Source organism: Pseudomonas sp. MWU16-30323, from assembly GCF_020515595.1.
Taxonomy (GTDB): Bacteria; Pseudomonadota; Gammaproteobacteria; order Pseudomonadales; family Pseudomonadaceae; genus Aquipseudomonas; species Aquipseudomonas yamanorum.
This window is the reverse complement of record NZ_JAIWYM010000004.1, coordinates 239,408-252,673: the sequence shown is the minus strand read 5'-3', so window position 1 is coordinate 252,673 and position 13,266 is coordinate 239,408. Positions and strand designations below refer to the sequence as shown.

The 13,266-nt window shown below is 61.7% G+C and carries 11 protein-coding genes; 5 read left to right on the top strand and 6 right to left on the bottom strand.

Annotation, left to right across the window (positions count from 1 at the left end):
- Nucleotides 1-14: 14 nt before the first annotated feature.
- The 3 genes from LIY45_RS07570 to LIY45_RS07560 form a co-directional block, all read right to left on the bottom strand.
- Entirely contained in the window at nt 15-1,151 is a 1,137-nt protein-coding gene (locus tag LIY45_RS07570; protein ID WP_017478363.1) for an ABC transporter substrate-binding protein, read from the bottom strand.
- Between the two features lie 376 nt (nt 1,152-1,527).
- Entirely contained in the window at nt 1,528-2,811 is a 1,284-nt protein-coding gene (locus LIY45_RS07565; RefSeq protein WP_226475854.1) for an FAD-binding oxidoreductase, read from the bottom strand.
- A 168-nt stretch (nt 2,812-2,979) separates the two neighbouring features.
- Nucleotides 2,980-4,470, bottom strand: a complete 1,491-nt coding sequence (locus LIY45_RS07560; protein ID WP_226475853.1) for an aldehyde dehydrogenase family protein — start codon at nt 4,468-4,470, stop codon at nt 2,980-2,982.
- Nucleotides 4,471-4,625: 155 nt separating this feature from the next.
- Between LIY45_RS07560 and LIY45_RS07555 the strand changes: the two genes are divergently transcribed.
- The 3 genes from LIY45_RS07555 (at nt 4,626) to nadE (ending at nt 7,782) form a co-directional block, all read left to right on the top strand.
- The gene (locus LIY45_RS07555; RefSeq protein ID WP_017478360.1) at nt 4,626-5,522 is read left to right on the top strand and encodes a LysR family transcriptional regulator; all 897 of its coding nucleotides are present in this window, start codon (nt 4,626-4,628) and stop codon (nt 5,520-5,522) included.
- 214 nt (nt 5,523-5,736) lie between these two features.
- Nucleotides 5,737-6,951 (top strand): nicotinate phosphoribosyltransferase, encoded by a 1,215-nt coding sequence (pncB, locus tag LIY45_RS07550; protein WP_226475852.1) that lies wholly within the window; start codon nt 5,737-5,739, stop codon nt 6,949-6,951.
- Nucleotides 6,952-6,954: 3 nt separating this feature from the next.
- On the top strand, nt 6,955-7,782 hold the full coding sequence (gene nadE / locus LIY45_RS07545; protein ID WP_226475851.1) for an ammonia-dependent NAD(+) synthetase: 828 nt from the start codon (nt 6,955-6,957) through the stop codon (nt 7,780-7,782).
- 297 nt (nt 7,783-8,079) lie between these two features.
- Here nadE and azu read toward each other — a convergent pair whose 3' ends face one another.
- Nucleotides 8,080-8,526, bottom strand: a complete 447-nt coding sequence (azu, locus tag LIY45_RS07540) for an azurin (protein WP_008439083.1) — start codon at nt 8,524-8,526, stop codon at nt 8,080-8,082.
- Between the two features lie 337 nt (nt 8,527-8,863).
- Between azu and LIY45_RS07535 the strand changes: the two genes are divergently transcribed.
- Nucleotides 8,864-9,451 (top strand): TIGR00730 family Rossman fold protein, encoded by a 588-nt coding sequence (locus LIY45_RS07535; protein ID WP_003217468.1) that lies wholly within the window; start codon nt 8,864-8,866, stop codon nt 9,449-9,451.
- Nucleotides 9,452-9,519: 68 nt separating this feature from the next.
- Nucleotides 9,520-9,699 carry a hypothetical protein gene (locus LIY45_RS07530; protein WP_226475850.1) on the top strand — a complete coding sequence of 60 codons (180 nt, stop codon included), beginning with the start codon at nt 9,520-9,522 and terminating at the stop codon, nt 9,697-9,699.
- 130 nt (nt 9,700-9,829) lie between these two features.
- On the opposite strand, the gene LIY45_RS07525 is transcribed toward LIY45_RS07530, so the two are convergent.
- Both LIY45_RS07525 and LIY45_RS07520 read right to left on the bottom strand, forming a co-directional pair.
- Nucleotides 9,830-10,720: a transglutaminase family protein gene (locus LIY45_RS07525; protein WP_017478354.1), complete on the bottom strand. Its 891-nt coding sequence runs from the start codon at nt 10,718-10,720 to the stop codon at nt 9,830-9,832.
- Nucleotides 10,720-13,206 carry a circularly permuted type 2 ATP-grasp protein gene (locus LIY45_RS07520; protein ID WP_226475849.1) on the bottom strand — a complete coding sequence of 829 codons (2,487 nt, stop codon included), beginning with the start codon at nt 13,204-13,206 and terminating at the stop codon, nt 10,720-10,722. The genes LIY45_RS07525 and LIY45_RS07520 overlap by 1 nt, the downstream gene beginning before the upstream one ends.
- Nucleotides 13,207-13,266 lie beyond the last annotated feature (60 nt).

Below are 13,266 nucleotides of genomic sequence, written 5' to 3'. Positions count from 1 at the left end.
CATCGCGCTAACTATTACTTCTGCTTTTCCAGCTGGTGATACTTGCCATCCTTGTCCCACTGGTAAACCACATAGTCGGAGACTTTCAGGTCGCCCTTGGCATCCCAGGTCTTCTCGCCCATGACGGTTTTGACCGGGTGGGCTTTCAGCCACTTGGCCGCGTCTTCGCCCTTGTTGGACTTGGCGCCATTGAAGCCAGCGGCCAGGGCCTGGAGCGAAGCATAGGCATACAGGGTGTAGCCTTCAGGCTCGGTGCCACTTTTGCGGAACTCTTCCACCACGGCCTTGCTGTCTGGCAGCAGACGCGGGTCGGCGCCAAAGGTCATGTACACGCCGTCCACATACTGTGCGCCGCCGGCGGTCGCTACCAGTTCATCGGTGACCACGCCGTCATCGGACATGAACTTGACGTCTTTCAAGCCGGCTTCACGAATCTGGCGAACCAGTGGACCGGCTTCCGGGTGCAGGCCGCCGAAGTACACGACATCAGCACCGGTGGAGCGGATCTTGGTGACCAGGGCGCTGAAGTCTTTCTCGCCACGGGTCAGGCCTTCTTCCAGCACCGGCTTCACGCCACGCTTGGTCAACTGAGCCGCGGTAGCGTCTGCCAAACCTTTGCCGTAGGTGTCCTTGTCGTTGATAACCGCGACTTTCTTGCCCTTGAGCACGTCGACAATGTAGTCGCCGGCCACGATGCCTTGCTGGTCGTCACGGCCGCACATACGGAACATGGCGGTCATGCCGCGCTCGGTCACTTGCGGGTTGGTGGAGCCTGGGGTGATCGCAATCACACCCGCGTCGTTATAAACCTCGGAGGCCGGAATGGTGTTCGAGGAGCAGAAGTGCCCGACCACGCCGATCACTTTGTCCTGGTCAACCAGACGGTTGGCCACGGCCACGGCCTGCTTGGGTTCGCAGGCATCGTCGCCGGCAACCAGCACGACTTTCTCGCCATTGATGCCACCGGCCTTGTTGATGACGTCGGCTGCCGCCTGGGCACCTGTCATGTACTGCTTGCCAAATGCCGCGTTGGCACCGGTCATCGGCCCCGCTACGCCAATCTTCACATCAGCTTGAGCAAACGCAGAAACACCCAGCGCCGCAGTAACGGCGAGGGCCAGGAAACCTTTCTTGTAAAACGTCTGGGACATGAGTGGTGCTCCGAGGTTTTTGTTGAATTGGCACTGCAGCTTCACTTCAAAAACTTTCAGCGAAAGCCCAGAGCAAGCGGCGTGCCATTACGTTTTTATTATTCAAAAAGACACGGTGTCATTGTAATTACAGGTTTTTGGGCGCCTTTTGATTGGACGTGCAACCGTCTAACTCAACCAGGTGCAACCATTGGACTCATAAAGTGCAACCCGGCCGATCAAGCGCTGCAACCCGGCCATCAAACGGCCACCCTTGAACCTGTAACAGCATGCGTAACGGAAGTGCACATTTACAGTGCGTTACTGCTACGACTCGCACCAATACAGATTAGTAGCCGGCAAGGAAAATGCAGGCTTCTGAGCGGTATTTCGTTGATCAGATCACGATCCGCAGGCATTGGCCCGCGTGATACAGCGAGAATCCTGCTTCATACAAACAGCTGCGCAGGCCCACACCGGCCAGCGGCTGCATCGGTGCGAAGGGGATCGGCAGTGCCTGTGGATCCTGGTGACACAGGTAGTCCGCAAAGGCTTTGCCCACGACACTGCCGGTCGTCACACCGCGCCCGTTGTAACCGGTGACCGCCACCAACCCGGGCGCCGGTTCGAACAGGCGCATCAGGTGGTCTGGCGTGAAGGCGATGCAGCCGGTCCAGGTGCATTCCCACTGCACCGGCTTGAGGTACGGGAAGTAGTGCTGCTGCACTCGATCGGCCCAGGCCTTGAGGAACCAGGTGGGTTTCTGGTTGCCGTTGCCCAGGCTGCCGAGCAACAGCCGGCCCTCGGCGTCGCGGCGGATGCTGCTGAGTACCTGGCGGGTGTCCCAGGAGCCTTGGCCGCCCGGGAGAATTTGTTGTGCGGCTTCGTCGGTCAGTGGAGCCGACGCCACCTGATAGTAATAACCGGGGAAAAAGTTGCGGCGCAGCTCGGTCCACTCGCCTTCGGTGTAGGCATTGGAAGCAATCACCACCTGTGCGGCCTGCACCGCGCCCTGGGCAGTCTGCACAGACCAGTGCGGGCCCTGGCGTTCCAGTTGGGTGACCGGGGAATGGTCAAACAACTGCCCCCCCAGCCCGACTGCAGCATTGGCCAAGCCGCTGGTGTAGGCCATCGGGTTCAAGGTGCCAGCACGCCGGTCGAGCAAGGCGGCAGCAATCTTTTTGGTACCGGTGGCTTGCTCGCAGGCCGCGCCGGTCAATAGTTCTACCGGTGCGCCGCGACGCTTCCATTGTTCTTCACGACTGCGCAGATCCGCCTCGCCACGAGCGTTATGCGCCATGTGCAAAGTGCCCTCGCGGCGCAGTTGGCAATCGATGTTGTATTTGTCGATCAGGCTGAACACCAGGGACGGTGCCGCGCCGAGCATGCGGTTGAGCTGGCTGCCCACCGCTGTGCCAAAACCGGCTTCGATCTCGTCCGGGGGAATCCACATCCCGGCGTTGACCAAGCCCACGTTGCGCCCCGAACCACCGTGGCCGGTGCGATGGGCTTCGAGTACGGCGACGCTTTTACCTTGTTCCAGCAGGTGAATGGCCGCCGACAAACCGGTGATCCCGGCGCCGATCACGCACACATCCACCTTGACCTCGCCCTTGAGCGCGGCGCGATCCGGCCGGCCAGGGGTGAGTTGTTCCCACAAACATGCTTCGCGTAATGCCATTGCCAGACTCCGATGAGACCTAACAAACCACTATTTTGATGTGCGAACCCGCTCAACTGTGGGAGCTGGCTTGCCTGCGATGCAGGCACCTCGGTGCATCAGTGACACCGGGGTGATGCTATCGCAGGCAAGCCAGCTCCCACATTGAACTCACTCCGACTTGAGGTATCAGTCGAAGGTAATACCTTGGGCCAGCGGCAGTTCCAGCGAGTAGTTCACGGTGTTGGTCTGGCGACGCATGTACCCGCGCCATGCATCCGAACCCGACTCACGCCCGCCACCGGTCTCTTTCTCACCGCCAAACGCGCCACCAATCTCCGCGCCGCTCGGGCCGATGTTGACGTTGGCGATCCCGCAATCACTGCCCACCGCCGACATGAACTGCTCAGCTTCACGCACGTCAGTGGTAAAGATGCACGAAGACAGGCCTTGTGGCACCGCATTGTTCAGGCGCAGCGCTTCAGCGAAATCGGTGTAGCCCACCACGTACAGAATCGGTGCAAACGTTTCGGTGCACACCACATCACTCTGCTCCGGCATTTCCACAATGGCCGGCGACACGTAGTAAGCGTTGGGGAACGTGTCTTCCAACTGACGCTTGCCGCCAAACACCCGGCCGCCTTCGCTCAAGGCCTGCTCCAGGGCGTCCTGCATGTTTTCGAAGCTGTGCTTGTCGATCAGCGGGCCGATCAGGTTGCCTTCCAGCGGATGGCCGATGCGCACTTTGGAATACGCGGCCTTGAGGCGGGTGACGATTTCCTCTTTCACCGACTCATGGGCGATCAAGCGGCGCAGGCTGGTGCAGCGCTGCCCGGCGGTACCGACGGCGCTGAACAGGATGGCGCGCACGGCCATGTCCAGGTCAGCGCTTGGGCCGAGGATCATTGCGTTATTGCCCCCCAGCTCGAGAATGCTGCGGGCAAAACGTGCGGCGACTTTCGGTGCCACTTCACGGCCCATGCGGGTGCTGCCGGTGGCGCTGATCAGCGCAACACGCGGGTCATCCACCAGTGCGGCGCCGGCATCGCGGCCACCGATGATCACTTGGCTGAGGTACGGCGGCGCATCGCTGAAGTTCTTCAACACGCGCTCGAAGAGCGCCTGGCAGGCCAAGGCGGTGAGCGGAGTCTTTTCCGAGGGTTTCCAGATCACTGCGTTGCCGCATACCAGCGCCAGCGCGGTGTTCCACGCCCATACGGCGACCGGGAAGTTGAACGCGCTGATCACGCCGACCACGCCCAGCGGGTGCCAGGTTTCACGCATGTGGTGGCCCGGGCGCTCGGAGGCGATGGTCAAGCCGTACAGTTGACGCGACAGGCCGACGGCGAAGTCGCAGATGTCGATCATTTCCTGCACTTCACCCAAACCTTCCTGGGTGATCTTGCCGGCTTCCCACGACACCAACTCGCCGAGGTCGGCCTTGTACTCGCGCAACACGTCGCCGAACTGGCGCACCAGCTCACCACGACGGGGGGCCGGCACCTTGCGCCAGGCGTCGAATGCATGCTCGGCGCGACTGACCTGCTGCTCCACCTCGGCGGCACCTTCCCAGTGCACACTGGCAATCCGGCTGCCATCAATGGGCGAATGCACGGGCTGTTTTCCCGACTGGTACAGCGCCGGGTTTACCCCGAGACGATCAAGCAATGCGGCAACCATGGGTCACTCCTTCAAGCTGTAAAAACAAAATAGGCGCCGCCAACGCTCGCGGCGATCCAGGCCTTATTTGTAGCTGGCCCAAGACTTGCCAACAAACGACGATTAGGCGAGATATCATTCCGTTTATTCATGCTAAGAACAAAAAGAGGCGTGCCGTGCTGAATAAAAGACATTTGCCCTCGATCACCGCCCTGCAGTGTTTCGAAGCGGTCACCCGCCACCTGAGTTTTACTCGCGCCGCCGAAGAGCTGAACCTCACCCAGAGCGCCGTCAGCAAACAGGTCGCGCAGCTGGAAGAACTGCTGCAGCACCTGCTGTTTCGCCGGGTGCGCCGTCGCTTGCAGATGACCCCGGCGGGCGATCTGTACCTGGTGGAAGTGCGCAAGATCCTCACCCAGGTGGAGATGTCCACCCATTACCTGCGCTCCTACGGCGGCGAGACTGAAGTGCTGCGGGTCTCCACGCCCTACACCTTCGGCGCGCGCTGGCTGGTGCCACGCCTCAAGGGCTGGCGACTGCGGCATCCGCAGATTCACCTGGACCTGTGCAACGAACAGGAGCCCGACGAGTTGCTGCAAGGCAAGGCCGACCTGGCCTTCTATTTCGGCCAGGGCTCACGGCCCGGCACCGAAAGCCTGAAGCTGTTCAGCGAAGAACTGGTGCCCGTGTGCTCGCCCGACAGCCTGCCCGCGCAACCGTTTACCGACCCCACGCAACTCAGCGAACTGGTGCTGCTGCAAAACGCCTCGCGCCCCCAGGGCTGGCACGACTGGTTCGCCGCCCAGGGTTATCACACCGAACACAGCTACCACGGGCCGCGCTTCGAAACCTTTTATATGTGCATCCGCGCCGCACAAGTGGGCTGCGGCGTGGCGCTATTGCCCAGGTTTCTGGTGGAAGAAGAGTTGGCCGAAGGCAAGCTGGTGATCCCCTGGCAGCACGCGATGCCGAGCCAGGATGCCTATTACCTGGCCTACCCCGAGCACTCGGCGGAAGTGCCCAAGGTGCGGGATTTTGTGAAGTGGATGATGGAGCAGGTTGAGTCTGATTGACCTTTTTTGCCTGCAATACCGCTATCGCAGGCAAGCCAGCTCCCACCTTTTGGAATGCATTCATCTGTGGGAGCTGGCTTGCCTGCGATGGCGCCAGTAGCCATCCTCAAAAAAATCACTGGCAAAACAGCACAGGTCTATGCGCCACTAGCGCCATTCCTTAATTGTGCGTAAAGGTCGGCGCCCATCGCCGACCCGTCTGGAGATTCCCGTTATGAGCGAGAGTGTGTTTGCCGATCGCATCGTGCAGAACCTGCTCGACACCGACTTCTACAAGCTGACCATGATGCAGGCGGTGCTGCACAACTACCCGAACGTGGAAGTTGAATGGGAATTTCGTTGCCGTAACAGTGAAGACCTGCGCCCGTACCTGGCGGAGATCCGCTACCAGATCGAGCGCCTCGCCGAGCTGAGCCTGAGCCCCGACCAGTTGGGTTTCCTGGAGCGCATCAGCTTCATGAAGCCGGATTTCCTGCGCTTCCTCGGGCTGTTTCGCTTCAACCTGCGCTACGTGCACACCGGCATCGAAAACGGCGAGCTGTTTATCCGCCTGCGCGGGCCGTGGCTGCACGTGATTCTGTTTGAAGTGCCGATGCTGGCCATCGTCAGCGAAGTGCGTAACCGCTATCGCTACCAGACTGTGATCCTCGAACAAGCCCGCGAGCAGCTGTATCGCAAGTTCGACTGGCTGACCGCCAACGCCAGCGTCGAAGAGCTCTCCGAATTGCAGGTGGCGGATTTCGGCACCCGTCGGCGCTTCTCCTTCCGCGTGCAGGAAGAAGTGGTGAACGTGCTCAAGCACGACTTCCCCGGGCGTTTTGTCGGCACCAGCAACGTGCACCTGGCCCGCGAGCTGAACATGAAGCCGCTGGGCACCATGGCTCACGAATGGATCATGGCCCACCAGCAACTCGGCCCCCGGCTGATCGACAGCCAGATCGCCGCCCTCGACTGCTGGGTGCGCGAGTACCGTGGCCTGCTGGGCATCGCCCTGACCGATTGCATCACCACCGATGCGTTCCTCGGCGATTTCGACCTGTACTTCGCCAAGCTCTTCGACGGCTTGCGCCACGACTCCGGTGACCCGGTGCAATGGGCCGAAAAGGCGATTGCCCACTATCACAAGCTGGGGATCGAGCCGATGAGCAAGACCCTGGTGTTCTCCGACAGCCTGTCGCTGCCCAAGGCGCTGGAGATTTTCCGCGCGCTGCGTGGTCGGATCAATGTGAGCTTCGGCATCGGCACCAACCTGACCTGTGATATTCCCGGTGTGGAACCGATGAGCATCGTGCTTAAAATGACTGCCTGTAATGGCCAGCCCGTCGCGAAGATTTCCGATGAAGCGGGCAAGACCCACTGCACCGATCCGAACTTTGTCGCCTATTTGCGCCACGTTTTCAAAGTACCTGCCCTACCCAGCAAGGAGTGAATCATGCAAGCCGTACAGCGCGAGATTGCTGAACAGCTCAAGGTCCAACCACCGTTCAAGGACCAGGCCGCCCTTGAGGCGGAGGTCGCCCGGCGCGTTACCTTTATCCAGGACTGCCTGCTCAATTCAGGCCTCAAGACGTTGGTGCTGGGCATCAGCGGCGGCGTCGACTCCCTGACCGCCGGCCTGCTGGCCCAGCGTGCGATGCAAGAGTTGCGTGCTGCCAAGGGAGACGACGCCTACCGCTTTATCGCGGTGCGCCTGCCCTACGAAACCCAGTTCGACGAACACGACGCCCAGGCATCCGTGGACTTTATCGAACCCGATGAGCGCCACACCGTGAACATCGGCCCGGCGGTGAAAGCCCTGGCCAATGAAGTGGCAGCGTTTGAAGGCAAGGCCGCCGTTTCCCGGGACTTCGTACTGGGCAACACCAAGGCGCGCATGCGCATGGTGGCGCAGTACACCATCGCCGGCGCAGCCGGTGGCCTGGTGATCGGTACCGACCATGCGGCGGAAGCCGTGATGGGCTTTTTCACCAAGTTCGGTGATGGCGCCTGCGACCTGGCGCCGCTGAGCGGGCTGGTGAAGAGCCAGGTACGCGCGATTGCCCGGCACTTTGGTGCACCGGAATCGTTGGTGGAGAAAATCCCGACGGCCGACCTGGAAGACCTGTCGCCGGGCAAGCCGGACGAAGCGTCCCATGGCGTGACCTATGCCGAGATCGATGCGTTCCTGCACGGCGAGCCGGTGCGCGAGGAAGCCTTCAAGATCATCTGCGACACCTATCGCAAGACCGAGCACAAGCGGGTGATGCCGTTTGCGCCCTGAGCTGACGTCGCCGTTCATTGTGGCAAAAGGGCTTGTTGTGCTGAGGGACTTTGCTGTGGTGAAGGAGTTTGCTGTGGCGAGGGAGCTTGCTGTGGTGAAGGAGCTTGCTGTGGTGAAGGAGCTTGCTGTGGCGAGGGAGCTTGCTCCCGCTGGGGCGCGAAGCGCCCCCTGATACGCGGTGACCTTATTGGGGCTGCTCCGCAGCCCAGCGGGAGCAAGCTCCCTCGCCACAAAAGCAGCTTGCCCACAGCCAAAAAAAAGCGCCCCGACGGGCGCTTTTTTTTGCCTGAAAGTTGCTTACTTCAGGGTCACAGTGCCTTTCATCATCGAGATGTGGCCTGGGAACGAGCAGAAGAACGCATAGTCAGTGCCTGCCGCCAGCTTCGACACATCGAAGGTCACGGAGTCTTTCTCGCCAGCACCGATGATCTTGGTGTGGGCGATGATGCGGGTGTCGCCGTCTTTCAGGTAGTTCTTGTCGATACCGGCGGCCATGCCGTCGCTGGCGATCCCAGGCATGTCGGCGGCGGAGCTCAGCACCCAGTTATGGCCCATGACGTTTTTCGGCAAGCTGCCGGAGTGGGTCAACTCAACGGTGAACGTCTTACAGCTCTTGTCGATTTCGATGGCCTTGGTGTTGAAGGACATCTGGTCAGTGGAGTCGACAGTGACCTTGCACTCTGCAGCAAGCAACTGGCCGCTAGCCAGAGTCAGCAGGGAAACAGCAACGAGTTTGGCAAACATGTGAATCTCCAGGGCAGGGTTTAAAAAACGCATAGTGCGACAAGGGTGCCTGAGGCAGGCGGGAATTCTTATGATCTGCATCAACAGATTGTATACAACTTTAGGCTATCAGACTCATCGACACAATCTACCGGCCAAAGTACGGGTGCCGGCCTATGATCGGCCCATCACCCTTCCGGAGTCCGAGCCATGCCCCTCAATAGCCTGTTCCGCAGCCTGCTTGCCGCCTATGCCTGTGGCGCCAGCGGCACCTGCGAAACGCCTCAACGCGAGGTTTAATCCTTTGAGAGACGCATGCCAGCCTTTACTCTTTAGCCACAACTGAGTGGAGTCAGGTATGTCCTTGAAGTCTGTCTGTGTGTTTTGCGGTGCCAGCAGCGGCACCAATCCGGCCTACCGTGAAGCAGCCGTAGCCCTCGGGCGCGCGCTGGCCGAGCGCAAGCTGACCCTGGTGTACGGCGGTGGCGCCGTGGGCCTGATGGGCATCGTTGCCGATGCCGCCCTGGAAGCCGGCGGTGAAGTGATCGGGATTATTCCCGAAAGCCTGAAAAACCTCGAAATCGGCCACAAAGGCCTGACCCGCCTGGAAGTGGTCGACGGCATGCACGCCCGCAAGGCCCGAATGGCCGAGCTGAGCGACGCCTTTATTGCGCTGCCGGGCGGCCTGGGCACCCTGGAAGAACTGTTCGAAGTCTGGACCTGGGGCCAGCTCGGCTACCACGGCAAACCGCTGGGCTTGCTCGAAGTGAACGGCTTTTACCGCAAGTTGACCGATTTTCTTGATCATATCGTCGGCGAAGGCTTCGTCCGGGCACCACATCGTGCCATGCTGCAAATGAGCGAATCGCCGGCTGAGCTGCTTGACGTACTGGATGCCTGGCAACCGCTGGTCTTGCCCAAATGGGTGGACCAAAAACCCGATTAACCCTTGGGACGCGATTAAAGGCAGAATACGCGCCGCTCAACCTCACCTTCGACCCCAGAGGATCGCCCATGGCAAAACCTAATTACTCCTTCGCCAAACGTCAGAGAGACTTGGCCAAAGAGCAGAAGAAAGAGGAAAAGCTGCAGCGCAAGAAAATGGCAGCCGACGAAGAAGCCGGTGCACTGAACCCGGATGCTGAAGGTACAGTGGCTACAGACGAAACCGAAGCACCGAAAGACGCTGAATAGGTGATCGTTCCCACGCTCCGCGTGGGAATGCATCCTGGGGCGCTCCGCGTCCCGATTTGAGATATGTGCAGGGTGACGCAGAGCGTCACAGCAGGCATTCCCACGCGGAGCGTGGGAACGATCTTGTGCATTACTCCAGCGGCATCACCGTCACCCGCACTTCCGGGTCATGGCTCCCTCCCCCCAGAATCACCCCTCGCAACGGCGAAACATCGGAAAAATCCCGGCCCCAGGCCAGGGTGATGTGTTCCAGTGCCGGCTGCACATTGTTGGTCGGATCAAAATCCACCCAACCCGACACCGGGCAAAACACCGATACCCACGCGTGGGACGCATCCGCGCCGATCAACCGTGGCTGGCCGGGCGGTGGCTGGGTCAGCAGGTAACCACTGATATACCGCGCCGCCAGGCCCCGGGAGCGCAGGCACGCGAGCATCAGGTGGGCAAAGTCCTGGCACACGCCGCGCCGGCGCTCCAGCACTTCCACCAGCGGCGTGGCGACCTGGGTGGCCTCGGCATCGAAGGTGAACTCGCTGAAAATCTTTTCCATCAGCGCCTGTACACCCAGCAGCAACGGGCGACCGGCCGGGAAACAGTCTTCGGAGAACTCGACGAAGCTTTTCTTCAAATGCACATAGGGCGATTCGAACCGATAGCGGCAGGCCTCGATCACTTCGGCCGACAGCGGCTGGCTGCTGTAGGTCAGGCCGTTACGGGTCTGGTCCCAGGCCGGCGACAGGCTGAAATCCAGCACCGGCCGCGCCAGCACTTCCACCGTCAGCCCGGCGTTGACCAACAGTTCATCATGGGGCCGCTCGAACGCCAGCCGGGTGATCGGGTTACCAAACACGTCCAGCTCATCCCGGCGCGAGGTCGGCTCGGGGCTGATCTCCAGTTGCTGCGAGCTGCAGCGCTGCCACGCGCAAGGCCGCGGCCACAGGTGCGCCAGCTGCTGGGCCAGGGACACCGGGCTGTCGTAGTGGTAATGGGTATCGTGGAAAATCTGGTAGCGGGCACTCATCACACAGACACCGTTTGCTGGCTGACATCGTCCACATGGGCAAAATGGCGCAAGGCCAGGCGGTCGGAGACTTGCCCGCTTTCATCGGCCACCGCTTGCAGCAGGTCGGCCAGGCCATCCAGCGCAGCGCGCACACTGGACTCGCCGAACAGCGGGTTCTCCAGGCAACCCAGGTCAAAGCGCGCCAGGCGCTCCACCAATGGCGCCAGTCCGGTTTCCCGGGGCACGCCGAAATCGTCATTCAAGCGGCGCAAGGTGCGGCTCACCAGCTTCAGCTGGAACAGCACCGCGTGGGGGTTTTGCTCATCCAGCAGCAACAGGTCCAGCACCGGGATCAATTGCGGCACCGCGAGGTAGCGCGATCGATAGGTGATGCTGCTGTTGCCCAGTTCCAGCAACCACTCCAGCCCGGCCTGATCGAACACCGCCACGCCACGCAGGAAGGCCGCCAGGCTGCTGCTGAGAAATTGCAGGCGCTCGATGCGCCGGCCCATCATCAAGAAACGCCAGCCTTCGTCGCGGGTCATGTCGTCGAGGGCAAAGCCCGACAGCGCCGCGAGGGACATCACCAGGCGGTTGAGGAAATCCAGCAGTTCGCCGAAGTCCGGTTCTTCGCTCTCCAGCTCCAGGGCTTCGCGCTGCAACTCCACCAGCGCCTGCCAGTTTTCCCGAGACAGCTTGCCGCGCACCTGGGACGCCGCCCATTGCAAGCGCTGCAGGTTGGCCCGCAGGCTCGACGGCCAGTCATCACCGAGCAACGCCGCCTGAAGCCGCTCAGGCAGTTCGCCCTCCTCCGGCAACAGTCGCAGGTTCTCACCCAGCTCAACGGCCGCCTGCAGCGCCAGCGGGTCGTCTCCGTCGACATAGCGGGCGAGGACGATCCGCAGCCAGCGCGCGCTGTCATCACAGCGCTCGCAATAACGGCCAAACCAGAACAGGTTTTCCACCACCCGCGACGGCAGGTACGGATCACGCCGTACCAGGTCGTGGGCGCCGATGGCCCGCTGGGCGCGCCATTGTTCGGTACCGAGGGCGCGTTCGCCGAGCACCCAGGTGTCCTTGCTTGCACCGCCGCGTTGCATCGACACCACTTCGGCATCGGCTTCGGCTGCTACGCGGGTCAGGCCACCGGGCAAAACCCGGTAACCGTCGGCGCTGGCTACGGCGTACACACGCATGCCGATGGCGCGGTGTTGAAGGTGATCGTCGACGGTGTGCCAGACCGGCGCCTGTGACAACTGCGCCAGTTCCTGGGCGACGTAGGCGTAAGGCCGCGCGCGCATGCGTTCGGCCAGGGCCTCGCGTTGTTCGTCGTTCAAGTCGCGACCAAACACCGGGGTGAAACTTTGCGACGGGAACGCCGGCTTGATCAGCAGCTCCGGCAGTTTTTCCAGGGCTTCGGCCAGCACCGGCGCCTCACCGCACCACCAGGTGGCGATGGACGGCAGGATCAGTTCTTCGCCAAACAGGAATTGATTGATCTTCGGCAAAAAGCCCAGCAGGCCGGGGGACTCCAGCACACCACTGCCCAGGGCGTTGGCCACCAGCACATTGCCTTGGCGCACAGCGTCCAACAGGCCAGGCACGCCGAGGGCCGAGTCGGTGCGCAGTTCCAGCGGGTCGCAGAAGTCGTCGTCCAGGCGACGCATGATCGCGTGCACCCGGCGCAGGCCGCTGAGGGTTTTCAGGTACACCGTGGCGTCGCGCACGGTCAGGTCGCCGCCTTCCACCAGCGGGTAGCCGAGCTGGCGGGCGAGGTACAAATGTTCGAAATAGCTTTCGTTGAAGCGGCCCGGAGTCAGCAGCACGATCAATGGTGGCTGGTCGTCGCTCGGCGCCTGGCGGGCCAGGGTTTCCTGCAAGGTGCGGAAAAACCCGGTGAGGTGCTGCACCTGCAAGTCACGGTACAGGTCCGGGAAGGCGCGGGACACGATGGTGCGGTTTTCCAAAGCATAACCGGCGCCGGACGGGGCCTGGGTACGGTCGGCGGTCACCCACCAGCGGCCATCCGGCGTACGCGCCAGGTCCACGGCGTACAGGTGCAGAAACGCGCCGTCGGGCGGCTGGATGCCCTGGCATGGCCACAGGAAATTGTTGTGGCCGAACACCAGTTCAGCCGGCAGCAAGCCTTCGGCGATCAAGCGTTGCGGGCCGTAGAGATCGGCCAGTACCGCATTCAGCAGGCGTGCGCGCTGGGCGATGCCGGCGGCAAGTTGCTTCCACTCATCGGCGGCCAGCACGTGGGGCAGCAGGTCCAGCTCCCAGGGGCGATCGGCACCCTTGGGGTCGGCGTAGACGTTGTAGGTCACGCCGTTTTCCTGGATCTGCCGGGTCAGCAAGGCCTGGCGCTGGGCGAGTTGCGCCGGGGTGCTGCGTTGCAGGTGATCGAGCAGGCGCTGCCAATGGGCACGAACCGCGCCGCTGTCGTCCAGCAGTTCGTGATAAGTGCCCGCGGTCAGCGGGTAACGGTCGAGCAAATCGGGCATGGAACGCTCGGCAGAGGCAAGGGAAGTCAGTATGTGGGAGCCGGGCTTGCCCGCGATGCA